Origin of the sequence: Dyadobacter sp. LHD-138, from assembly GCF_030929615.1 — a bacterium.
Lineage (GTDB): Bacteria > Bacteroidota > Bacteroidia > Cytophagales > Spirosomataceae > Dyadobacter.
Genome location: NZ_JAVFVU010000002.1, coordinates 153,044 through 177,226, shown reverse-complemented (window position 1 = coordinate 177,226; position 24,183 = coordinate 153,044). Strand labels below are relative to the sequence as shown.

The following is a 24,183-nucleotide window of genomic DNA, read 5'->3' as shown; positions in this document are numbered from 1 at the left end:
AAAGCTGCTTGGAAGTCAATCTACTCTCACTTCTTTTTCACTTTACAAGTCAAATTTATTGGTATTTACAAAATATTAAACCAATATTTATCACTACCGTAAACATAGGAGAAGTCAAGACTGGCTTCTGTGAAATTTCGATAGCTTTATCCCATTTTAAAAAATTAGCTCAGCTATTTATTTCTTCCAGCAGCTTCTCCACCTGCCAGTCTCCAAACCCATAAATCCCTTCTCGTTTACTGAATTCCCTGAAAATAATCGCGAAATCTGCGGTTTGTTTTTCCTTCATAATATCTTTCAAAACATGCTGCGGCCGGTCGTTGGCACGGTCCAATTGTGCCTGAACCACTATTTCAAGAAATGGAAACTGATCAGTTTTTACGGCAGATAAGGTTGCGAGCGCAGTACGGTCATTTTTTTGATAGGCAGTCCAGAGGTTATTGAACAAACTCAAATCTGACAAGGAAAGCTGTTGTTTGTCTTGATAAGCCCCGGCCAGTAGATGATGATCCATCATACCAAATCCCCGCCAGTCGGGTTCTTGGGCATTAACATTTGGTTTGACGATATATGCTTTAATTGAATCCAAAACCGGTTCAAGAAGGGAAATGCAAAACCAGAAATTGATCTGGCAAAACAAATCGTCTTCAAACCAGAAGTTAACCTCTGAGCCGGCAGGAATCGCTTTGATCCTGGCAAATTCCGAGGCAACATCGTTGAAATAGGCATCCGTTTCTTCTTCATACGTTTCATGTATGAAATTGGCGCGGGTCTTGCAAAAATCTTCAAAGGTTTCTCCTGTAACAGGACCATCGATCAGGCATTCTCTTGCAATGATGATTTCTCCCGTTAAGATATCGGCCGGAAATTTATCAAGCAGCGCGTCGCCGTTAAGGATGTGAAAGGTTTTGTTGGACATTTAGTAGCTTTTATCTGTTTTTATTTACCGGTCCGACGGCGAAAAATCCGTCGGACCGGGTGGCTGGTGAAGTATTTTACAAACAATAAAAACGCAAAAAGATTCCGGTAGATCAGATTGTTCTTTTGGTGGTTTCATTGTTAACCAATCTGAAAATCCCGAGTGGGTTGGCATTTTTTAATTCATCAGGTAACAATGAATCATCCCAATCCTGGAAAGATTGCGGACGCACAAAACGAAGTATGGAATGCCGTCCAACGGATGTAAATCGGGCATCGGTTGCCGAAGGAAAGGGCCCGCCATGGTGCATGGAAGGGCAAACTTCAACACCCGTAGGTACACCGTTCATAATAAACCGACCGCATATTCTTGAAAGACTTTGCAGAAGCGCCGGATACTTTGCCGCTTCTGTCGGTTCTGCCATTAGGGAAGCTGTTAACTGGCCTTTCAGATGTGAGATAGCTGCCAGCAGTTCGCCATGATCCTTGCAGACAACCAGCAAGGAAAATGGGCCGAATACTTCTTCATGAATTTTAGGATTGTCGATGAAATCCTTTCCACTAACCTTGGATACCGACGCCTGCGACTGATTTTCCAGCTCAGAACTCAGGCGTGAAAAAGCGAGTTCCGTCACGCCGGGTTCAGCAACAAGCTCATCCCGCAGTTTAAAGAAGTTTTTCCGGATGCCTGCCGTTAACATGGTAGCCGATCCAACGCTTAGGATTTCGTTTTTATAAGTTTCCTCAAACAAAGCAAGTGATTCGGATTCGGTAACAAACACGAGCCCCGGGTTGGTACAAAACTGCCCGGCCCCCAAGGTCACGGAGCCAGCCAGTGTTTTGGCCAGTTGCTGCGTATTTTTGTCAAGATATTCAGGCAGGATCACAATCGGATTGACGCTTCCCATTTCAGCGAAAACCGAAATCGGCTCCTCTCGTTCCTGCGCCATTTTATAAAGGGCCATACCTCCTTTGATCGAGCCGGTAAAGCCGACAGCCTTGCTTGCGGGATGTTTTACCAACGCCGCACCAACTTCGTAACCATCGTCATAAAGCATTGAAAATACGCCCTCCGGCATCCCCGTTCTTTGCGCAGCCTTAACAATGGCTTGTGCAGTCAGGTCGCTCACGCCGGGATGTGCCGCATGCGCTTTCACAACAACCGGGTTTCCGGCGGCTAGTGCGGGACCGGTATCAACGCCGGCAACCGAATACGCAAAGGGGAAATTGCTGGATCCAAATACAATAACAGGCCCGATCGGAACGAGCATTTTACGGAGATCCGATTTTGGTAGTGGCGTACGATCTGGTATGGCGGTGTCGATGCTGGCTTCAACCCAGGACCCTTCACGGATAAGGTCCGCAAACTGGGTAAGCTGGTTGATTGTGCGCGCCCGTTCACCCTGCAAACGGGCAATTGGCAAGCCAGTTTCAAGATGTGCTCTTTCCAGCAAGATGTCTCCGGCAGCCATGATTTCTTCGGTGATTGCGATAAGAAAATCTGCACGTTTTTTTGCCGGGACCAGCGAATATTCGTTGAAAGCCTTGTGGGCAAGTTCCATCGTTTTGTTTACCTCCTCCGGCGTGGCCGCGTGAAAGGTTTCCGGTAATTCTATATTTTGAGCCGGAACATAAGATTTGAACGTATGCTGATTTTGCGCTGAAAGTGAATAACCTATAAAGTTTTTTCCTGAAATAGTCATGACTGGAACTTTGGTTTTATGGATGTGGATTTTAATGGCCGGATCTTTAGTGATTTCTAACCTACTAATATTATACCCGGATTCCAGTGGTTTCGGCTATCGCGCATGAAGATCAAATTCCTTTAAAAGCAAAAATTTGCGCCGATATCCCTTGGGATCAACGCAAATTTTTGAATATAATATTTCTAACAAGATTAAAGCAGACGTGCGATGATGTCGTCAACCGAGATATTTTCCGCTTCTGCTTTGAAATTTCTGATAATTCTGTGACGTAATACCGGAAGTGCAACCGCCTGTACATCTTCGATATCCGGCGAATATTTTCCTGACAACAAGGCGTTACATTTGGCGGCCAGAATAAGCGACTGCGAAGCACGTGGCCCTGCGCCCCATTCCAGATAATCGCTGGTATCTTTATCAGCAAGCGCCGACGAAGGACGCGTTTTATGTACCAGCTTAACTGCGTATTGAATCACATGGTCCGTAACCGGTACACGCCTTACCAGATGTTGGAAATCCATAATTTCCTGCGCAGTGATTACTTCTTTTACCTGATACCTGGTATCGTTGGTCGTGTTTTTTACGATCGTTACCTCTTCGGCGTATGACGGATAATCAAGCTGGATCATGAACATAAACCTGTCTAGCTGGGCTTCTGGAAGCGGATACGTACCTTCCTGCTCAATCGGGTTTTGCGTAGCCAATACAAAAAACGGACGGGCCAACGTATGTTTTTGTCCGGCGATGGTCACGGAATATTCCTGCATGGCTTCCAAAAGTGCCGATTGGGTTTTGGGAGGCGTACGGTTAATTTCATCGGCCAGGATGATATTGGCAAAAATAGGCCCGTGGATAAATTTGAAATTACGATTCTGGTCCAAAGTTTCAGAACCCAGGATATCCGATGGCATTAAGTCGGGTGTAAACTGAATCCTGTTGAATTTTAAATCCAGAGACGAGGCGATCGTCTGAATCAAAAGTGTTTTGGCCAATCCTGGAACACCAACAAGCAAACAGTGGCCCTGGCAAAAAATAGCTGTTAATAATCGTTTGATAACTTCATCCTGTCCGATAATCACTTGTCCTATTTCACTACGGATTTTTTCATAGGCTACTTTCATAGCCTCGGCTGCTTCAACGTCGGATTTATAATTCACAGTGAGTCGGTTTGGGAAGTCTTGGTTTCAACAATTATTTTTCAATGTCTATGTCAAAGGTCGTTTCCATTGGCGAGGCCCAGGATCCGACAGTTTTTATATTCAGGTTCAACACTGATAAATACATCACCCTGCGCCTTTTTAAACCAGTCTTCCAGGGCATGGTTACGTTTATTGCTCAGGACAATTTGGGCTATTTTTTCGTAATCATCATGCAAATTCGCAGTGTGTGGTTCGGATTTACTTTTGTACCAAAGGATACGCATGGCGCTGTGTCCGGCTTCGGTACGGTAAGTAACAGGAACACTAAGGTCACCCACTTTCATGGTATCGATGGCGAAATAAAGTGCAGGATCCATAGAAGCGTCCAAAGTCAGGCGACCCAGTCCGGTATTTCTGTCCTGGATAATTCCTCCCGTTTCAGCTGTTTCTTTATCTTCTGAGTTATCAAGCGCAGCCTTTGCAAATTTCAGTGTGTCAGATTTAATAAGTACACGCAAGCTGTCAAGGATACGAACTGCACTGGTCATGTCAGAGCCTTTGTTATAATCAGGTCTCAACAGAATGTGACGTGCATGATACTCAGCACCACGTGTTTCGATCAGTTTGATCAAGTGAAATCCAAACTGAGATTCGATGATATTGGACATTTCGCCAGGTTTCAAACCCAGTGCTGCTCCTTCAAATTCGGGAACCATGGCACCGCGTTTTGCAAAACCCAGGTCTCCGCCATTTTTTGCAGACCCAACGTCTTCGGAGTAAATGGTAGCGAGCGTCGCAAAATCTTCACCTTTTTCTGCACGTGCTTTCAGCTCCCGAAGCTGCGCAATCAGCTTATCTTTCTGTTCGCGGGTAACCGTTCCAAGACGAACGATATGTCCGATTTCAACTTCCGAAGGGATATACGGAAGACTGTCTTTGGGGATTGCGTTGAAAAATTTACGTACATCACTCGGTGTAATTTTAACATTGCCCGAAATCGTACCCTGCATTTTTTCAACGATTTTTTGCTCTTTAACCTGTGTCCGAAGCTCGGTCTTTAAATTGTCAACACTTTTTCCATAAGCTTCAACAAGGTTTTTTTCTGATCCGAATCTCTGGATCATGTAATTCATTTTGCCATCCAGTTCGTTGTCAACACTTTTATCTTCAACGGTTACGGAGTCAATTTCAGCTTTTGCCAAAAGCATTTTGTTAATGATCAGCGATTCCAGTATCTGGCACTTTTCAGGCGCTTTCTGGCCGTTGGCTGCATAGCTATTATACATTTCCTCCAACTCGGAACTCAATATATAATGATTATCAACCCGGGCAATAATTTTGTCGAGCATCACACCCGATTGTCCTTGTCCAAAACTGGTCAGACTAAAACAGAACGTGCAGACTGCAAATAATTGAAGTACAATTAATTTATTTATTTTCATATTAATTTATGTGTTCCAAAGTTGAATTAGTAGGGTTTATTTGCCGCGCTGTCAGGTTAAAATACAAACCAACAGCAGTTCAAAATGCTAATTTACGTTTAACGCTTAATTTTTTCTAATTCTTGTTGATTCACTTTCACCGGAAACTTCTGATTGAGTTTTTCCATCCACTGTTTTTCAAGGACTTTTTGGTATTCATTGATCACACTGCCCCTTGCTTCCGAGAAAGTTTTAACGCGGGCAGGTTCGATCTTTTCGATCTGCATCCAGTACGCCAGTCCGTTTGCCATGATCACTTGCTCGCCCGCTTCCCATTTCACCTGCGTTAAAAGCGCATTACTCTTCTGGAAATAGCCTTCCTGGATAATAACGGCGTCCGGGGTTTCAGAATTATAGGCTTTCTCAACATCTTTTTTCGAATTGCTGTAAAACTGAAAACTGATCCTTCTGTTACGCTCCGGTTCGGTTGACTGGCGGAAAGACCCATAATCTTTTTCCAATATTCTCACGATCGAAATATTTTTGCTGTTCAGATATTTAACCACATTTCTGATGCGATCCGATGAGGTTGGTTCAGATTCTGAATTCGAACGGTATCCTGAAATCTCAACGACATAATCCGGATTTTTTTGCAAAATCACATATACATCATACAGTTTTTCAAGCTGTTCTTTGCTAAGAACGCTTGTTCCTTCCTTAAAAATCAGCTCATTTGCCTTTCTTTCCAAAGGATAAGGGCTTTTTGTTAAGGCTTTTTTGATTGCAAAAAGTGTCGCCGTGTCGGGTGCGGTTACGATGGTGCCGAGGGCGCGTTCCGGGTAACGGAAATGCTCCGCATTTTTTTCATAATAATTGCGCTGACCAACAGAATCAGACAAAGAGCGCTGCAATACATTCTCTTCCATCAGCTGCGACAATAAAACGCCTTCGCGGATTTCACTGATCTGGCTTTTAAACTCCGGATAGCTCTCTTCCAGGTGCTCTTTTTCGTATTCAAAAAGGCGGTTTGTCAGAAAGTCGTTATAAAACCTTTTGAAAATAACTTCCGGTGAAGATCCCTTCGGACGGGGTTTTTGCTGAGTTTTTACATAGTTTAAAAAAGTAAGCGCATCATAAGGCCTTTTTTCGATGGTAAACAACGTGCTCGCAGCCCAGTCCGTGGAGACGGGTTTCATATAATCCCACTTGCCTGAAATTAATGTGCTGTCGATCAGCGGCTTCATGGCAGCAAACTGATCGGCAAATTCCTGAATTGCATATTTTTCACGAAGTCTTTTTGCAGTCGCTTGTTCAAGGATTTTTCCCCGTGAATCCGTCACAACTTTCTGGCGAAGTGAGGTCGCCAGAACGCTGTATGGTTCAAGACCTTTTTTATCAACCAGTTTAATGATATGCCAGCCGTAACTGCTCAGGACCGGTGCGGCATATGTATTTAACTTTGTCAGGGAAAAAGCCGCTTCTTCGACATTGGGATCCATTTGTCCTGTGCCGAAAGGAGGCAGAAGGCCATGGTTTTTGCTTGACTGCTTATCATCAGAATATGTTTCGGTGATTTTGTCCCATGCCTGGCCACTCTGAAGTTTCTTAAACGCCTCTTCAATTTTTGCCTTTGCAGCGGTCTTTTGGGCCTCGGAGGCATTCGGTTCCAGGCGAACCATGATGTGGGCAACTCTCACAGTCCCGCGGCTTGCACGGCGGTCATACACCTTAATGATATGATAACCCGTTTTGCTGCGTATAGGCTGTGATAATTTTCCAACCGGGACCGCATAGGCAGCGGTTTCGAAAGGATAAACAGTTTGGAAAGCCGTAAAATAGCCAAGGTCTCCCCGGTTTTTGGAAGCCGAAGGATCTTTGGAAAACCTTGCGGCCATGTCTGCAAAATCGGAACCTTCTTCCAGCCTTCCACGCATCGCAACTGCAGCATTGTAGGCATCCGTTGTATCTTTGGGAGAGGCGTCTTCCGGCACTGCGATCAGAATATGGGAAGCCTTAACCTCCTGTTTTAACCTGGTATAGGCTTCCGTCGACAATTTTTCGACCAGTGCTTTATCGATCAAAAAGTTCTTGGCGAGCTGATCATAATAGGACGCTATCTCTTGCTTATAGTCGTTTGTTGTATCCCTGCCCTCATTCCTGGCTTCAAGTACCTTTATTTTAGCATCCTTATAAATAGGCAGATACGCTTCCGGTGTAAGTTCTTCGGCTGAATCTGCGGCAAACTTGTTTTTGGCATAAGCATCCAGAAAATCACTGGACGAGAATTTTTCGTTGCCGATCTGAATAAGCGCGGGCGCTTCAGAAACCGGTTTTGTTTTGGGAGCTGAGGTTTTGCAGGAACTAAATATAACTGCGGGTAGCAGCGAAAATATCAATGAATATTTAAACATAAATTACACAATTCTGAAATCAGAGATAATAATCTCTTGCTGGATTTTAATCTAACTTTAACAAGTCTTAATTATTGTATTATAGACAAAGTTAGTTTCTTTAAACAGAGTATAAAAATTATAGTGGCGGGGCATGTGTTTTGCAGTGTGAGAATCCACAGTTTTACCAGCAAATTTCAGGGCGAATTGACCCCAGTTTCAGGTACGCAGTTTTTGATGAAAGTGTTACAATATAACGAATTTATGAAAATATAGTCCGGTAATTATTCCCATAATGAATACAATATTCCTTGTAGGAATAATCGCCTGATTTTTTATTTTTCATAACTGTTACGGCATAGTATTTGTACAAAAACGCTGAACGAAACATGATACGGGCTATGGTGATGGAAGATTCAAAATTGAGCGAATTTGTTCTGAAAATAAGCGCTTTATGGAATGATCAGAAGAGACGGGAAGTCCTTTATCTGGAGGCCTTAAAAAAGGATAGCATGGGTTCCCTCAGGAAGATACTGACCCATGGACATTTCAGCGCGTTATTATTTCAAAAGGAAATTCGTTGGATGTATGACTATTTTAAATGTTTCCTAACCGACAAGGATCTGGAAAACTCGACAGAAACAAATGCTGATACGGTTGCCTATCTTCATGAGCTTGATGAAAAGGAGCAGGTGGCAGGATATTTAAAAAGGACAGAAGGTGAAATTCTTCAATCTTACCGGTCACTTTACAAATATCTGGAAAGAGATTCTGAAAGCAGAAGGGTCGTGGATGAGCACCTGGAAAGGATTTCTGAATTTTATGAAATCCTTTCCAGGCAGGAAATTGTAAAAAGGAAAGAACTAAGCCATGTTTCGTAGCCTAGTCATTGCTTGAAAGAAAATTGTAGACAATTCCGGCCAGGATTGCGCCAACCACTGGTGCGACAATAAAAAGCCAAAGTTGTTCAATAGCCCATCCGCCTACGAAAATGGCCTGACTTATACTCCTGGCAGGATTTACAGATGTGTTTGTAACAGGAATGCTAATCAGGTGAATTAAGGTCAATGCCAGACCAATGGCCAAACCGGCGAATCCGTTGGCTGCTTTTTTATCCGTTGCGCCCAGAATTACGATTAAAAACATAAAAGTCATCACGATTTCGGTGATCAGCGCGGCCTCCATACTATACTTTCCTGGGGAATGATCGCCGTAACCGTTGGCGGCAAAATCCCCGATGGGACTGCCATTTCCTGCTACAATGAAAGACAATACACAGGCCGCGGCAAGTCCGCCAAGGATTTGTGCAACGATGTAAGGCAATAAATCTTTCGACGGAAATCTGCCACCGATCCAAAGGCCCACAGATACGGCCGGGTTGAGATGTGCTCCGGAGATATGTCCCAATGCATACGCAATGGTTAATACGGTTAAGCCAAATGCCAATGAAACGCCCAGCAAACCAATACCTACCTGCGGGAATGCAGCGGAAAGCGTTGCGCTTCCACAACCGCCAAGAACCAACCAAAATGTTCCGATAAATTCTGCCGTATACTTTTTCATGTATTTGATTGTTTAGTGTGTTAAAACAACAAGTTGTTGATGGTTTTCTGAACAATAGACGCCGACAGTTATCCGGGGTCACAGCCCGGCGGCAACTTTTTTCAATGTCTCATTGAAAAAAGTTGCCCTTTGTTGCAGCATCGGACTTTTAGTATTTTCGGTAAAATAAAAGCCCTGAAATGTACAGCAGTTACATTTCAGGGCTTTTATGGTATGGGTACTTTTTAGATTTCGTACAATTCGATCGGAAGATCGTCAGGGTCGGCGAAGAAAGTGAATTTTTTACCTGTTAATTGATCTATTCTGATTGGTTCGGGATGTACGTCATTTTTAACAAGCTGTTCAATCGCTTCCTCCACATTCACAACCTTGAAGGCGAGATGACGAAGGCCCGTTGCTTCAGGCCTGGATGGCCTTTTGGGAGGTTCAGGGAATGAAAACAATTCGATGCAATAGTCTCCATTCAGAGAAAGGTCCAGCTTGAAAGATTGTCTTTCTTTCCGGTTAACCTCCCGGTCAATTTTGAAACCCAGAATTTCAGTATAAAAGCGTTTCGACTTTTCGTAGTCGGATGCAATGATGGCAATATGATGTATTCCTTTTAGTGATAGCATATGATGAAAATTGATTTTATCGTAAATATGAAGCTAAATCTTGATAAAAATTTTCTTCTTATACATCCAATACAAAATCCACCATTCGATCAGCAGGATAATGCCTCCGCTGATCAGCGTACGGTAAGCTTCTCCAAAAAGCATATCATAGTTAGGGCCAATATTAATTCTGAATGACTGATCGATAAAACTGTCGATCGTGTGGGCAAACAGATAAGCGGCAATGGAATTGGTTCCGATGACGATTAAAGGGAAAAACCAGGATTTGAAATCCTTGACATCAGCCACGTAATAAAATGCCGCCAACAGAAGAAAACACCAGCCGCCGCTGAACAATGTCCACGCCGGCGTCCATATTCTTTTTACGATCGGATTAATGCCAGTCAGATTCAAGGTTACCGCGACAACAAAAAGAATCGCTGCCGTAAATATAAATTGTCTGATCAGCGCAGAAGATGAAGTCGCATTTTTAAGCCATTTGCCGGCAATTAATCCCAGTGTCATGGTTCCCAGCGTTGGGATGAAACTTAATGTGCTGTAACCACCACCGTTAAAATGGAACGCTTTTACGCGTGGGAAGATATTCATAAACCACCGGTCGAATCCCCAGGCGGCATTTGTGTTTTTATTCCAGTGGGCTGCAAAACCTTTGAGATTATGCTCCCAATCCGCTGTGATGCCGGTTTCAGCCCAGTCGAAATAGGGGCCGGGTAAGGGATATGCAGCGAAAAATATTCCATATCCGAGTAAAATAGTGATCACGGCGGCCCATTGGGTTCGCTCCGAACGGAAGCCGAGCGCGAACAGCAGTGGGTAGCCCAGGCCGATCTGCGTCAAGGTATCTTCAAAAGTGAAATTGGTCTGCGTGGCATGCATGGAGCGCAGAAATATGCCAAGCAAAATCAATATAAGCGAGCGGCGTATCGTATGATACCACATCATGCCTGTGGTTTGCTGTTTGCCGGCTCTGCTGGCCATAGAATAGGGCAGGGCTACACCGACAAGAAATGAAAAGGATGGCTGGATCAGGTCGTGTAAAGAGCAGCCAATCCAGGAAACATGGCTTTGATGATAATCCAGAAACGCCCAGAATGAGCTGTCGGGTAATGCTTCGGAGACGCGACCAAATTTTAGCACTTCGCCCATCATGAGCAGCATGACGAATCCTCGGTAGGCGTCAACAGACGAGACGCGTTGCGGAACAACTGGTAAAGGAAAATCTTTCAACGTAGAGCGTGGGTTATGGGTTATAGGGGTTTTTCAGGTTTGTACTCGGAATTATAATAAACATTGTCACGAATAATATTGTAAGACAGTTTTGCCGTCGGCTAGGCGCCCCCGGCTATCGGCAGTCGTCCGAGATATCGCTTCTTGCATTAATCTGATAGCCGATAGCTGGGGCAGCCCCGCTGACTGCCGATAGCGCTACAAAAAAAATCGTGATTAAGATTTAATATACTACACATTTTCTTTTTGTTAAGGCTATTTCCCCGATAAAAGAGAAAGCCTTGCCGGATTTACCCGACAAGGCTTTCAGTATTTCATTTCACCGTTTTTTTAACAATTTATGCTCACCTGAATGAGGGGAAAATGTTAAAATTCAGCTCATTTATAAATTCATCTTTCTAAGCTCCTTCACAGCATGGTCAGCCGCACGTGCAGTGAAAGCCATATAGGTAAGTGACGGGTTCACACAAGATGCAGAGGTCATGAATGCACCATCAGTAACATAGACGTTGGGTGCCGCATGAATCTGATTGAACTTGTTTAAAACCGATGTTTTTGGATCGCTACCCATTCTGGCAGTTCCCATTTCATGAATTCCAATTCCGGGATGTTTCGACTCGTCGTTGTATGAAGAAACGTTTTTCATTCCGGCCGCTTCCAGCATTTCGGCTGCGTCGTTCATCATGTCAATACGCATTTTCTTCTCATTGTCTCCATAGGCTGCATCGAAAACGACTTGTGGCAGTCCCCATTTGTCTTTTAGGGTAGGGTGAAGTGTAAACCGGTTCTTTTCGTCCGGTAGCATCTCACCAAATCCTTGTATACCCATGGTCCAGCCACCCGGCTCAGAGAGTTGTTTTTTGAAATCGGCTCCGAAACCGTCCATGCCGGTACCACGTCCCCAGCTTTCTCTGCCGGCACCACCCTGGTAGCCAAATCCGCGTACGTAATCACGTTTATCGCTGCCCCAGTTACGGTACCGTGGGATATATATACCGTTTGCACGACGGCCGAAGTAATATTTGTCTCCGTAACCTTCTACTTGTGAACGGGCACCCACAGCAAGGTGGTGGTCCATAATGTTGCGGCCAAGCTGATCGCTCTCGTTACCCAAGCCATTCGGGAAACGCTTCGACTTCGAGTTCATTAATATCGAAGCAGAGGCAATGGCTGATGCATTCATGAAAATTATTTTGGCATAATATTCACGCGTCTCCATCGTGTTTTGATCGATGATACGCACACCGGTCACTTTTTCGGCTTTGTCATCATAAATCACTTCCGATACAATGGCATCGTTGATCAGTGTCAGATTACCTGTTTTTTGAGCCGCTGGCAAGGTAGCGGACTGTGTGCTGAAATAACCACCATAAGGACATCCGCGCATACACATATTCCGGAACTGACAGGCTGCACGGCCTAGTTCTGTATGGAAAGCTTGTGGCTGAGTCAAATGCGCAGCACGTCCCATGATCACGTGACGACCTGCAAATTTTTTCTCAATCTCTCCTTTTACATCTTTTTCTACACAGTTCATTTGCATGGGAGGCAGGAAGTTTCCATCTGGTAAAACGTCCAAACCATCTTTCGCACCACTGATACCTGCAAATTTTTCAACATAATCGTACCAGGGAGCTATTTCATTGTAACGTACCGGCCAGTCTACAGATATACCTTCTTTGGCATTCGCTTCAAAATCCGCAGGATTTAAGCGGTAGCTTTGGCGCCCCCACAGCAACGAGCGTCCACCGGTATGGTAAGCCCGTATCCAGTCAAACCCGCGGGTTTCCTGGTAAGGGTTTTCTTTATCATTTTCGAACAGGTAGCGGTGTTCTCCATTGGCGGTGTAACCTGTGCGCATGCCGGCCCAGTATTCTTCTTTCGCCACGGTAGTAACCCGTCCCCGGTATTCAAGTTCCCAGGGAGCAAGTGTTGAGGTTTTGTAGTCGGTAATGTGTTTGATATCCCGTCCTCTTTCGAGCATCAAGACTTTTAAGCCTTTCTCGGACAATTCTTTGGCAGCCCAGCCACCACTTATCCCTGAACCTACTACGATGGCATCGAACGTAGCTTGTTTGGTTGCCTTAATATTTAAATTCATGATGAATGATTTTCAGATTATGTTATTTAGTAATGACAGGAAGATCTGTTGCGCCACAAGCTCTCTTCATCTTCTTCCCTTTTGTTCTCCTATGACAGGGCCCAGGCTTTCTGGCCAGGTTTCAGATCGATACAGCCGTCGTAACGACCAGGAACCGGAACATATTCAAGTGCGAGTGTAGCACCAGGCTCAGAGGTGAAATAACCAAGTAAGGTAAGTTCTTTCATCAATCTGAAGAAAGGAACACCCTGGTCGTCCGTATATTCCTTGCCGGCCTCGGTGAATTTTTTGCGTTCAGCACTTGTCTTTTCAGATGCTACTTTGGCAGACGCTTCAAGTTCCTTAAGTATTTTTGTCTGCTCTTCAGGTGTCGCTTTCAGGAAATCTTTTTTCTCAAGATCTGCCAATCCTGCTGCAAAGCTGTTTTGATCTTTTGCCGCGTAGCAATCTTTGAGCATCATTTCTATAAATTCACCCACCTTGGCATCTTTTGCACCGGGTGTGTCCGTTTTTGGAATAATGATCTCCGCAATTTCCGAAACCAGACTTTGTCGATCTGCTGGAAACGGAAAAGTAAGACTTGTCGATGTTTCGGTCGACGATTTACAGCCCTCCAGAAAAGCCAGCATGGTCGGGGCGGAAAGTGTTCCACCCATTAATAGTGCCACACGGGCAAGTGCATCACGTCTTTTCATTTTATATACGTATTAGGTTAACAATCCAAAGTGTAATAATACATTAGATTAATGCAATTCAAAACAACCCGGCTAATTTATGAAATATTCTCAATGATTGATCGGTTAGAACAATTCTATATAAGAAAAATGATCTTTATCTTATTGTTAATCAGTGGTATGTGCTAGATTAAAAAGATATTAATAATGGAAAGGGTAACTAAATTCCGGGGTGTTTAAATCATAAATTTTTCGCACTGAAAACGCTTTATAAAATCAATAAATTGCATCCGCGGATATCAGAATTATCAAAACGTCCCATGACATAAAACGTGCCGGGAGCTGCACCGAGACGGCCGAGGTCCTGCGTTTCTATAAAAGAACAGCTGTCAAGGTTTGCCAGATCGACGATATTGATGCCGCCGGTTTTGGATCCTGCAAGGTTATGGTCAAAAATGGAAAAGGGATCGTTTACATCACGAAGCAGTATGCGCATGGTTAATCCCGGGGTGAACAAGCCGTATCCGAGGGAATAACTTTGCGAAAGCAGCTCCGTCATACCGTATTCCGAATGTATTTCGGATACCCCAAAACTGGCTTTCAGAATGTCGTGCACCTCTTCCCGAAGCAGTTCCTGACGCCGCCCCTTCATGCCGCCGGTATCCATTATTTTAAGATTTGGAATGCTTTTAAGAAAAGAAAGGTCAATACCGCTTTCTGCAAGGTCAAGCAGGGCAAAGGTGACGCCCATTAACAGGATACCTTTTCCATCCGGATTTTCGGCCAGGTCGCGCAGCCTTTTAAGCATGTCGCCGGTGTTATGCAGATAAAAATCAGAGTAAGGAGAGTCTGCCTTATCAATAAAATGCTGCATCATATACACCAGGGACGAGTTGTTTCGTTCAAGGTATGAAGGTAGCAGGACCAGGAGATGGAAATCTTTCAATCTCCCGTAATTTTGCTCAAAGATGCTTGTAGAGACCGATTCGTAGAGTGTGGCATCGTAGAGGGCATGGCGGCTGGTAGCAGTACCGGTGGTTCCGCTACTTTCAAAAATGACGGTTGGTTCAGGTGGAAATCCGGTCCTGATGGTATGATTTTTAAAAAACTGGATCGGTAAAAAGGGAATCTCCGTAAGCTTTGTTATCTTATCCGTTTCAATGTTCAGATAAGAAATGTACTGGTTGTAAACCGGGTTATGTTTTGCCTGATATTGAAAAATGCGTAAGGCCAGTGATTCAAAATCCGAAGGCTTGAGCGCAATAATTTGCCGGCGAAGTTCCTGACGTATTTCCAAAGGTGATATATTGCTTAGAAGTTTCAATCGTAGTACTTTCGTAAATAGAAGAACAAAGTTAGAAGTTAGATGTCAGAAGTTAGCGCTTGACGTTGAAAAGTAAGAAGAGAATACGATTAGCGTTAATTTCTGAAATACGTAAATCTGAAAAAAATCTATTAGCTGGCCGTTTACGGTTTAAACGATAATAATATGAAATTGAAAATCTCCCTATTCTTGATTTGTGCGATCGCCCTGGCAAGTTGTGTCGATATTCCTGATTTTGATAATACACCCAAAATCTATTATAACAGTGTAGACCATTATCCAGGAACAGATTCTTTGGGGAATAAAATAGAGCATGTAATTATCAGCCTCGATTTTGAAGACGGGGATGGTGATTTAGGCGCGTCGGATGCTGAGAGAAGTGACACTGTGAAATACAGGGATTGGGGGAACTATGAATTAATTACTTGTACCTATGAAAATAAGGTATGGGTCGAAAAAATATTGGCGATAGATAAAAGAAAATTTTTTCCGGATCTTAAATCAGATGGAAAATCAGGACCAATCAAAGGGAGACTGGACCTTAATACATCTGCTCCGTATTTTCCCGGCGCGTCTCTTATTTTGTACAAATGGAAAATCAGGATCCGCGATCGGGCATTACGTGTAAGTAATCAGATAGAGACTGATACGATTCGCCTGCCAAGACTTGACTAAAATAAAGCATTCATAAGTTATTGCTGTAAAAGAGCTGATGTCGTAGAGATATCGGCTCTTTTTGTAAAAATGGGTTGATGTGCAGTGATTTTTTACCCGGATCTTTCAGAACATCGAGAATTTGTACCATCCAAGGATAAAGAGCCGTATATTGAGCTGCTTTACCGGACGTAACATCTATGCATCGAAATTTTACCAACATATTTTTAAAGTTAGCAAAGCGTTTACTGGGCATTTTGTTTTTGCCTTTAAGCACTTGTTTTGCCCAAAATGTTCCACTTCGTGACAGTATAATCATTGCCATAGCGCCCGAATACAATGATGTAGGTAAAGTACACCGGTTTTTTCTGGGCGAAAATTATCGAAAACTTTGGGCTACGTCCGTTCCCATGCGCGTGCTGGATTTGAAAAAGGAAAGGGGAGGTTTGCAGATTGTGAAGCTGGGCGGAGGCATGCAAACACGCTCGCTGCGTTTGAAAGACGCTTCCGGTCGCGAATGGGTATTAAGGACCATTCAAAAATACCCGGAGCGGGGATTGCCGGAAAATTTAAGACCGACCATTGCCAAAGATATTGTGCAGGACCAGGTTTCCACCGGTCATCCTTATGGTGCGTTGGTAACGCCCATACTCGCGGAGGCTTTGGGGCTGCTGCACGCAAAGCCTGAAATTGTGTATGTAGGCGATGATCCGGGATTGGGTGAATATCAAAAAGTTTTTGCCAACGCTGCTTATCTTTTTGAAGAGAGGAATCCATTTGAAACCGAAAAAACGGACGCGACCGACAAAGCGCAGCGCAAAGTTGAAAAGGATAATGATACCCGTTTTGATGAGAAACTGACCTTGCGGGCCCGTTTGCTGGACATGGTGATCGGGGACTGGGACAGGCATGAGGATAACTGGCGCTGGTTTCCTGAAAAATCGAAAGGAGAAACTTTGTATGCGCCCGTTCCAAGGGACAGGGATAAGGTTTTTTATAAAACTTCGGGGTTATTGCCCTGGTTTCTTTCCCATCAGTGGCTAAAATCGAATCTTCAGCCGTACAGTGAAAATATCAGGGATATCAAAGGCTGGAATTTTAACGCACGTTATCTGGACAGGTATTTTCTTAGTCAGTTAAGTGAGGAAGACTGGAAACAGGAGATCTCTTATGTTCAGGAAAAGCTTACGCCGTCGTTGGTTGATCGTGCGATGAAGGCGTTGCCGGATAGTATTTATGCTGATGCTACGACACCTTTGCTGCAAAAAGCACTGTTGGGCCGGATTGCTAATCTTCCTGTTTATACCCTTGAGTATTTCCGCTTTTTGGCAGAAACGGTGGAAATTTCATTGTCCGATAAACGTGAATATTTTGACATTCATCATACTGAAAAAGGGGATATTGATTTAACCGTTTACAATATTAAAAAGGATGGAAGCAATGGGAGAAAGGTTTATCATAGGATATTTGATCACCAGCTAACCAAAGAAATCAGGTTGTATGGTTTTGCCGGTGAAGATGTATTTTCGGTCAATGGAACGACGAAGTCGCCTATTAAAATACGGATGGTCGGGGGCGATGATGTGGATAAATTTGTAGTGGACGAAGCGCTCAGAAATAAAAGCAAACGCTATGTGTATGACCGTTCGGATCAGGAAAATGTGCTGCCACCTTCGTCGAAAGCCAGGCTCAGGTTATCAACCGATACAACGGTAAATCAGTATAATAAAAGAAGTTTTCTGTTTAACAGGTTTGGGCCACTTTTTCGTGCCAACTACAATATTGACCAGGGCATTCAGCTGGCTGCCGGGATGATTTTCGAAAAGCAGGGTTTTCGAAAAGAACCGTATGCTTTTAAAAATGAATTCTGGGCCAATTATTCAACCGGTCGTCAATCTTTTATTCTTGATTACGTCGGAGATTTTAAAAAGGCTGTGGGGCATAACGACCTGGAAATTGATGCGCATTTATTAGGACCACGGAATCTGACCAATTTTTTTGGGATTGGCAATGAAACCCGGTTTATCAATGAAGGCGATAAAAAAATGTCTTATTACCGGAATCGCTACGACTACCTTACCGTCGATTTGAAACTGAAAAGAAAAATACAGAAAGATCTGATGTTATTCGGAGGTATTTCTACGGAATATTATACCAGTAAAACAGAATCAAACACCCACCGTTTCTTTAACGATTTCAATGCAGAACATCCGGAGTATGCTGTTTTTCAGGACCGTTTTTACGCGGGCCTCATTGCTGGCTGGACCTATGATACAAGGGATAACGTGACCATGCCCAACAAAGGGATTTTCTGGAACACGACGTTTTTAGCAAGAAAGAAAGTGGATGGTCATTACGAATCGTATGGCAGGTTCACATCTGAGATACGGCATTATGTGGGTACAAAAAATTCCCGTTTCGTGATGGCCAACAGACTGGGCGGCGGAACTACGGTCGGCGATCCGACATTTTTCCAGCGGATGCAGCTGGGCGGCGTTCGAAGTCTCCGGGGTTTCCATACCAACCGATTTACGGGCCGTACCATGGTTTATCACAATCTTGATCTGAGGCTCGACATACTGCATTTCCGGTCATACATCGTTCCCGGCACACTTGGCCTCGTCGGATTCAATGACATTGGCAGGGTTTGGGAACCAGGGAAATCCTCGAAAAAATGGCATGACGGCTATGGGGGCGGAATTTACATCATACCTGCGGAACTGATCCTGATACAAGCCGCAGTCGGCTTCTCCCGAGAAGGCGCCTTACCCTATATCTCTCTGGGCTTTAATTTTTAAAAATGAAGGAGGTTTTCAGGCTTCGTGCTGGATAATTTCCTCCATCACCCTGGCCGGTAACATGATTCGGAAAGTGGTTCCTTTGCCGACTTCGGAGCTTTTTACGAATAATTTGCCACCGTGATAATTCTCAATGATCCGTTTGGCAAGCGTCAGCCCAAGGCCCCAGCCGCGTTTTTTTGTACTAAATCCCGGGTTGAAGATCTTGCTCGCATTGGCTTTGGTCATACCTTTTCCGGTATCGGTAATATCAATAAGTATTTCTTTACTTTGCGGAGGCGCCTGTAGCGTCACATGCAGCTCTCCGATACCACTCATGGCATCCACGGCATTTTTACAGATATTCTCAACGACCCATTCGAAAAGGTTTTTATTTAATAACGCCGTTTGTCCTTCCGCCAGCTGGTCGTGGATAAAGAAGTGAACTTTAGAAGAAACCCGTTTTTGCAGGTAGGTAATAAAGTGCGTGACAATCTCGGAAAGCGGTTCCTCTTTTAAAGTCGGGATAGAGCCAATATTTGAGAAACGGGTGGTAATCATTTCGAGCCTGACGACATCTTTCTCGATTTCGTCTGCGATAGACGGATCAATGTTGGGGTCGCTGCGAAAATATTCAACCCAGGCCATCAGTGAAGATAAGGGCGTGCCCAACTGGTGTGCCGTTTCCTTTGCCAAACCAACCCATACACGATTTTGTTCGGCTTTTCTGGCCGCGCTAAACGCAAGATAGGCCAGATAGCCGATGAGAAGCATGACCGATAGCTGTACAAATGGATAGTATCGGAGCTGGGTAAGCAGGAACGAATTGCTATAATAAATGTAGCCAACTTTGCCGTCTCCGACCTGAACAGGAACAGGAGCGTGCTCACTTTTCATTTTTATCAGTTGAGCCTCAATGATGCGTTCCTTTTCACGCAGTGAGGCATTTTGGGGGAATTTAATATTTCGATGAATCGGGAAGTTATTTTCATCAACATAAATTACCGGAATCTGGTAAAAGTTAACAGCATCCTGGATAACGCTCATGATAACATTGAAATTCTCATCATCCGGACTGTTGACGATATACCGAAGTCCTTCTCCATATAATTTCACCTCCCGTTCTTCCCTTTCTTCAAGTTTGTCAACAAGGTCATTGGTATAAAACAGGGAGCCTATGCTTAGTCCCAGGAGTACGATTCCGATCAGATATTTAAGCACCCCCTTTTTTTCATACGTGCCGATCAAAGAGTGACGAAGTTTATCACTGTTTAAAAGAGCCACCGGATGCAGCCGGAAACGGGGTTTATTTTTAGGGGTTTCAGCGATCATTTAAGGGTCGAAAGTGTGATGAATGTACCGGTTAATAACAGGCATTACAAATAACGTAAAATAATCGTGCTTAGTGGATTTTATCCTGATTTTCATTTGTTGCTTTGTCATAGTAAAAGATGATGCAAGTCATTTAATCACCATGAAGGAAGTCAGAAATTTACAGGAAAAACGATCACTTTATTTATATGTCTTCTAAATAAAGACGTGTGGTTGGCTTTACGTTCCTATTGTAAATTTTGTGCTGTATTTTTGTGAATCGAATTAGACCTAGTGATGTATAATCATTTCAAATCAATAAGTTTATCACATCGGAATGCACCCCTTTCCATACGAGAGCAACTGGCTCTGTCGGAGGAAAGCGCAAAGGGGATTATGCTTCGTTTGAAGGATTTCTTCGAAGTGTCTGATGTGCTTGTCGTTTCCACCTGCAATCGTACTGAAATATATTATTCTTCGGCAGAAGATCTGAACGAAGATATCATCAAGCTTCTTCTTATCGAAAAAGGAGTTGCTGATATTGAGCCGTTTCTGGATTATTTTGAGCGTTTTTCTCAGGGAGAAACTGCTGTTCAGCATTTATTTGAAGTAGCGACCGGGCTTCATTCCCAGGTTGTTGGCGACATGCAAATTCCGAACCAAATCAAGCATGCCTATCAGTGGACTGCTGATCTGAACCTTGCCGGCCCATTTTTACATCGTTTATTACATACCATATTTTTTGCCAACAAACGTGTAGCGCAGGAGACTTTTTTCCGTGACGGCGCAGCGTCGGTATCCTATGCAGCGGTTGAATTGCTGGACGGATTAATGCCGAATCCAAAAATTCTTGTGGTAGGGCTCGGGGAAATCGGAACCGATGTTTGCCGTAATCTGGCACAAAAAACCGATGCTGATGTTACTTTGATAAACCGCACCAGGAGCAAAGCCGATGCATTGGCGCAGGAACTTGGTTTTAAAACAGCGGATTTTGAAAATATAGAAGACGAAATTGCCAATGCCGATATCATCGTTTCGTCCATAGCACGTGATGAACCATTTTTTACGAAAGAAATGATGGTGCGTCTGCGCGGGATGTCATTTAAATATTTTATTGACCTTTCAGTGCCGCGCAGTGTTTCTCCGGAAGTTGAGGAAGTTCCGGGTGTTATGCTTTATGCGATTGATTCGATTAAATCAAGAGCCGATGAAGCGTTGACACGCCGCCTGGAATCGGTACCGCAGGTAAGAGAAATTATCAGTGAGGCCGTACTTGAGTTTAATGACTGGTCAAAAGAAATGATTGTTTCGCCAACCATTCAGAAATTGAAAGGTGCTTTGGAACAAATACGTAAGGAAGAATTAACAAGGTTTACCAAAAATCTGACAGATTCGGAGCTTGAAAAAGTGGAGCGTATTACGACTAGCATGATGCAGAAAATCCTCAAATTGCCGGTCTTGCAATTGAAAGCGGCTTGTAAGCGGGGAGAAGCGGAAACACTGATCGACGTTTTGAACGATTTATTTAATCTGGAAAAACAACCGGAAACACATTAAAAATTTTGGCGTAAATTATATAAAACCCCGAATTTCCTTACAGGTTTTCGGGGTTGTTTTTTTGTATAACGACCAAAAAAAGATCGGACCGCTTCTGCGATCCGATCTATGCATTACCTTACCCTCCACAATTTGTGTGACCATGCTACCAGAGATGCAATAAATGAGCTCTGGTAAAATATTTTTCTCATAGTCGATATCCTGTCAGATACTGCTGAAATAATGTTGAACGAGATATGCTCTCGGCAATATCGTCTGTTTATTTTGGCCGGTATCAGGCTGTTTTGATAAACTATATAGTTTGCTGATGTTAGTTCCAATGTCATAGAGACTCCTATCACCTTATTGGCTGAAGGAGATGCATTTTTTCAGATATACGATGGATGGATGGAAATCGATCGAAGTGGTGAAAAAAAATAAGCAGGATATGCGTTCAATAAATAATAAAATTGTATTTATTTGACATATATTCTTTTATTTACTTATTTTTATTGGATAATATCAATATTGAAATTTATTTATTTTTTTTGAAAAAAATAAATAAATGCGTCTTTTATTTATGGTGTTGCCTAATCTACCCGAAGATAATTTTCATTAAGTAGCCGTTGGTAATTAGCTATATGCGATTAGCTCAGTAACCGGATGATTAATAGCTTATTATAAAAATCAATAATATAAACTAATTTTTCACTACTACTTACCCTTAAAAAGGCTGACGCTTTGAAGTGTCAAAGCATCCAAAATCAGCTTCGAACGGTCTGGATAGGAGGACCAATTGCAGAGAACACCAGCAGCCGTTCTCAAGGAACGATATTTTTCAATTTCAATATCCTTACTACCGTGCGGCGGACCGCCAACGAAATGTCCCGATGGGACAAAAACACTAGGATGTTTCCGTTTTTTGTTCCAATAGGAACATTTCGTGGTATTGATATAGCCAATTAAATTAATGAGGAATGAAAAGAATCTTCCACGATGGGTGAAATTAAGGGCAATGAAATGTTAAAAAAAACTTCGGGTAGCGTAGGTATTGCCCTTCCGTTTAATCAATATTGATGATTGGGAGTCGGTATTAACAAATCTTGAGCAATCTTTATGATGCGAAATTATTCAGAATCTTTTGACTAATTTGCTTATCTGACGGAATCCGGATGAAGTAACTTTTCGTATGTATTTTAATCAAGGCTTACAGTATTGTAATAAACTCTTTACCTCTACACGTTATGGCGTTCATAGGCGCTCAAAAGGAAGTAAGCCACCAGTCTTTTTATCCATGGAAAGCTGAAAATTTCATTTCTCTTCCTGTCAGAATATGTGTTATGGTGCTTGTCATACTTGCCCAAACGGGAAGTGCAATATATGGACAGTCACAGCACTGGAACCCTTCGGCGGAGCTGGGAACCTACATCGGAACAAATGCTACAACACCGTTCTGGCTCAGGGCTAATCAATTTGGCGTTGTACCGTTGACCATGCCGGCATTTACGGCAAGAGCGGGATTAGTCTATGAATCGCAGATTTATTCCCCTGATAGCACAAAAACGACAAAGCCGACTAAAATAAGATGGGGGGGCGGTGTAGAGGCCGTTTATAATGCCGGGCGTGGTAACGATAAGGTATATCTGCCGGAGGGATATCTGAAAATCAGGTGGAGAAAACTGGAATTCTGGGGCGGGAGACGGAAGGAGATTTTGGGTATTGTTGATACAACATTGAGCGCCGGATCTTTCACCTGGTCGGGCAATGCGTTGCCGGTTCCCAAAATACAGCTTGGTTTTCCAGATTATGTCCCGCTTAAATTTTTGAAAAGCTGGGTTTCTTTGAAAGGTTTTTTCTCCCATGGCTGGTACAATTCGCCTTATATTCAGGATGCGTATTTACATCAGAAGACCCTGCATGGAAAGTTTGGAAAGCCGGGTGGCCGATTTAACCTTCAGTTTGGCGTAGTGCACAGCGTTATCTGGGCCGGTAGTGCGGAGTATTTGAAAGACAGTCCGTTAGCCATTGATGGAAAACTCACTTCCAATTTTGGAGATTATTTGTGGGGCGTTGTGATCGGGAAAATCCCCAAGGTTTATCGGAACAAACGTTTTACGAATTTTGATGGTGAAAACCGTGTAGGAAATCACGTCGGGCAGTATGACCTGGCTTTGGAGTATAAATTTCCGAAATCGAAATTGCTTTTATACCATAACCACCCGTTTGAAGATGGCTCTGGCTTGCAGCTCCAAAATATTCCGGATGGACTATACGGTTTAGGCTGGAAAAGATCGCCTGCATCAGGATCATTTTTTCAGGTTCGCGGTGTGTTGTTGGAATACTTATTCTCAAAGGATCAGTCCGGTGCTGGCTTTGATGTTCCGGGTACCCATTTTAAAGGAAATGATAATTATTTTGACCATGCCCAGTATCGGGAAGGGTGGTCGTATTTTGGAAAGGGAATGGGAACGCCGTTTCTCCCGCCGACCAGTGAAATAAACCAGAAGGATTACGGCGGAGGCGAGTTCTTTTCGGACAACCGCGTCGTGGTCTATCACGCAGGACTTGAAGGAACGGTTTCAAAAGCGGTTCAATGGCGGACCAAGATCTCGTACAGTGCCAATTACGGAACGAATAATCGTCCTTTTGAACCAACTGCCAAACAATTTTCTTACCTGTTAATGGTCGATGCACCATTATTAAAATGGGGTAATACGAGGTTAATCACAAAACTCGCCGTGGATCAGGGGGATTTGTATCCCGCTTCGGTAGGGGGATATATTGGCTTGCGGGCAACGCGTTGGGGGAGGACCCGGTAGAACTGTCTATTT

At 43.5% G+C, this 24,183-nt stretch carries 17 protein-coding genes; 5 read left to right on the top strand and 12 right to left on the bottom strand.

Going from position 1 to position 24,183, the window contains the following annotated elements; genetic code table 11:
• Positions 1-169: 169 nt before the first annotated feature.
• The 5 genes from RB622_RS01650 to RB622_RS01630 form a co-directional block, all read right to left on the bottom strand.
• Complete coding sequence (locus RB622_RS01650) at positions 170-919, bottom strand: DUF1835 domain-containing protein (RefSeq protein ID WP_308044742.1); 750 nt, start codon at positions 917-919, stop codon at positions 170-172.
• Between the two features lie 112 nt (positions 920-1,031).
• Entirely contained in the window at positions 1,032-2,621 is a 1,590-nt protein-coding gene (locus tag RB622_RS01645; RefSeq protein ID WP_308044741.1) for an aldehyde dehydrogenase (NADP(+)), read from the bottom strand.
• Between the two features lie 194 nt (positions 2,622-2,815).
• Positions 2,816-3,778, bottom strand: a complete 963-nt coding sequence (locus tag RB622_RS01640; RefSeq protein ID WP_308044740.1) for a MoxR family ATPase — start codon at positions 3,776-3,778, stop codon at positions 2,816-2,818.
• A gap of 53 nt (positions 3,779-3,831) precedes the next feature.
• Entirely contained in the window at positions 3,832-5,202 is a 1,371-nt protein-coding gene (locus tag RB622_RS01635; protein ID WP_308044739.1) for a peptidylprolyl isomerase, read from the bottom strand.
• Positions 5,203-5,300: 98 nt separating this feature from the next.
• Entirely contained in the window at positions 5,301-7,592 is a 2,292-nt protein-coding gene (locus RB622_RS01630; protein ID WP_308044738.1) for a peptidylprolyl isomerase, read from the bottom strand.
• A gap of 386 nt (positions 7,593-7,978) precedes the next feature.
• Here RB622_RS01630 and RB622_RS01625 point away from each other — a divergent pair, with 386 nt between their 5' ends.
• Positions 7,979-8,452 (top strand): hypothetical protein, encoded by a 474-nt coding sequence (locus tag RB622_RS01625; protein ID WP_308044737.1) that lies wholly within the window; start codon positions 7,979-7,981, stop codon positions 8,450-8,452.
• Between the two features lies 1 nt (position 8,453).
• Here RB622_RS01625 and aqpZ read toward each other — a convergent pair whose 3' ends face one another.
• From aqpZ to RB622_RS01595, 6 genes are all read right to left on the bottom strand, one after another.
• Complete coding sequence (aqpZ, locus tag RB622_RS01620) at positions 8,454-9,134, bottom strand: aquaporin Z (protein WP_308044736.1); 681 nt, start codon at positions 9,132-9,134, stop codon at positions 8,454-8,456.
• 224 nt (positions 9,135-9,358) lie between these two features.
• Complete coding sequence (locus tag RB622_RS01615) at positions 9,359-9,748, bottom strand: VOC family protein (protein WP_308044735.1); 390 nt, start codon at positions 9,746-9,748, stop codon at positions 9,359-9,361.
• A 33-nt stretch (positions 9,749-9,781) separates the two neighbouring features.
• A complete protein-coding gene (locus RB622_RS01610) occupies positions 9,782-10,975 on the bottom strand; it encodes a DUF5009 domain-containing protein (protein WP_308044734.1) in 1,194 nt (397 codons plus the stop codon).
• Between the two features lie 382 nt (positions 10,976-11,357).
• Complete coding sequence (locus RB622_RS01605) at positions 11,358-13,076, bottom strand: GMC family oxidoreductase (RefSeq protein WP_308044733.1); 1,719 nt, start codon at positions 13,074-13,076, stop codon at positions 11,358-11,360.
• Between the two features lie 89 nt (positions 13,077-13,165).
• Entirely contained in the window at positions 13,166-13,771 is a 606-nt protein-coding gene (locus RB622_RS01600) for a gluconate 2-dehydrogenase subunit 3 family protein (protein ID WP_308044732.1), read from the bottom strand.
• A 247-nt stretch (positions 13,772-14,018) separates the two neighbouring features.
• Positions 14,019-15,047: an acyl transferase gene (locus RB622_RS01595; RefSeq protein ID WP_308044731.1), complete on the bottom strand. Its 1,029-nt coding sequence runs from the start codon at positions 15,045-15,047 to the stop codon at positions 14,019-14,021.
• A gap of 192 nt (positions 15,048-15,239) precedes the next feature.
• Between RB622_RS01595 and RB622_RS01590 the strand changes: the two genes are divergently transcribed.
• Together RB622_RS01590 and RB622_RS01585 are read left to right on the top strand one after the other, a co-directional pair.
• A complete protein-coding gene (locus tag RB622_RS01590) occupies positions 15,240-15,749 on the top strand; it encodes a hypothetical protein (RefSeq protein WP_308044730.1) in 510 nt (169 codons plus the stop codon).
• A gap of 179 nt (positions 15,750-15,928) precedes the next feature.
• On the top strand, positions 15,929-18,526 hold the full coding sequence (locus RB622_RS01585) for a BamA/TamA family outer membrane protein (RefSeq protein ID WP_308044729.1): 2,598 nt from the start codon (positions 15,929-15,931) through the stop codon (positions 18,524-18,526).
• A 15-nt stretch (positions 18,527-18,541) separates the two neighbouring features.
• Here RB622_RS01585 and RB622_RS01580 read toward each other — a convergent pair whose 3' ends face one another.
• Positions 18,542-19,837 carry a HAMP domain-containing sensor histidine kinase gene (locus RB622_RS01580; protein WP_308044728.1) on the bottom strand — a complete coding sequence of 432 codons (1,296 nt, stop codon included), beginning with the start codon at positions 19,835-19,837 and terminating at the stop codon, positions 18,542-18,544.
• A gap of 276 nt (positions 19,838-20,113) precedes the next feature.
• On the opposite strand from RB622_RS01580, the gene hemA reads away from it, so the two are divergent.
• Positions 20,114-21,373, top strand: a complete 1,260-nt coding sequence (gene hemA, locus RB622_RS01575; RefSeq protein ID WP_308044727.1) for a glutamyl-tRNA reductase — start codon at positions 20,114-20,116, stop codon at positions 21,371-21,373.
• 1,223 nt (positions 21,374-22,596) lie between these two features.
• The gene (locus tag RB622_RS01570) at positions 22,597-24,171 is read left to right on the top strand and encodes a capsule assembly Wzi family protein (protein WP_308044726.1); all 1,575 of its coding nucleotides are present in this window, start codon (positions 22,597-22,599) and stop codon (positions 24,169-24,171) included.
• Positions 24,172-24,183: the final 12 nt, after the last annotated feature.

What these genes read in the sequence shown, in the direction of transcription:
- RB622_RS01605 (WP_308044733.1), bottom strand. Translation starts at nt 13,076, where the DNA reads ATGAATTTAAATATTAAGGCAACCAAACAAGCTACGTTCGATGCCATC.
- hemA (WP_308044727.1), top strand. Translation starts at nt 20,114, where the DNA reads ATGTATAATCATTTCAAATCAATAAGTTTATCACATCGGAATGCACCC.
- RB622_RS01585 (WP_308044729.1), top strand. Translation starts at nt 15,929, where the DNA reads ATGCATCGAAATTTTACCAACATATTTTTAAAGTTAGCAAAGCGTTTA.
- RB622_RS01645 (WP_308044741.1), bottom strand. Translation starts at nt 2,621, where the DNA reads ATGACTATTTCAGGAAAAAACTTTATAGGTTATTCACTTTCAGCGCAA.
- RB622_RS01630 (WP_308044738.1), bottom strand. Translation starts at nt 7,592, where the DNA reads ATGTTTAAATATTCATTGATATTTTCGCTGCTACCCGCAGTTATATTT.
- RB622_RS01600 (WP_308044732.1), bottom strand. Translation starts at nt 13,771, where the DNA reads ATGAAAAGACGTGATGCACTTGCCCGTGTGGCACTATTAATGGGTGGA.
- RB622_RS01615 (WP_308044735.1), bottom strand. Translation starts at nt 9,748, where the DNA reads ATGCTATCACTAAAAGGAATACATCATATTGCCATCATTGCATCCGAC.
- RB622_RS01650 (WP_308044742.1), bottom strand. Translation starts at nt 919, where the DNA reads ATGTCCAACAAAACCTTTCACATCCTTAACGGCGACGCGCTGCTTGAT.
- RB622_RS01635 (WP_308044739.1), bottom strand. Translation starts at nt 5,202, where the DNA reads ATGAAAATAAATAAATTAATTGTACTTCAATTATTTGCAGTCTGCACG.
- RB622_RS01570 (WP_308044726.1), top strand. Translation starts at nt 22,597, where the DNA reads ATGGCGTTCATAGGCGCTCAAAAGGAAGTAAGCCACCAGTCTTTTTAT.
- RB622_RS01625 (WP_308044737.1), top strand. Translation starts at nt 7,979, where the DNA reads ATGGAAGATTCAAAATTGAGCGAATTTGTTCTGAAAATAAGCGCTTTA.
- RB622_RS01580 (WP_308044728.1), bottom strand. Translation starts at nt 19,837, where the DNA reads ATGATCGCTGAAACCCCTAAAAATAAACCCCGTTTCCGGCTGCATCCG.
- RB622_RS01590 (WP_308044730.1), top strand. Translation starts at nt 15,240, where the DNA reads ATGAAATTGAAAATCTCCCTATTCTTGATTTGTGCGATCGCCCTGGCA.
- aqpZ (WP_308044736.1), bottom strand. Translation starts at nt 9,134, where the DNA reads ATGAAAAAGTATACGGCAGAATTTATCGGAACATTTTGGTTGGTTCTT.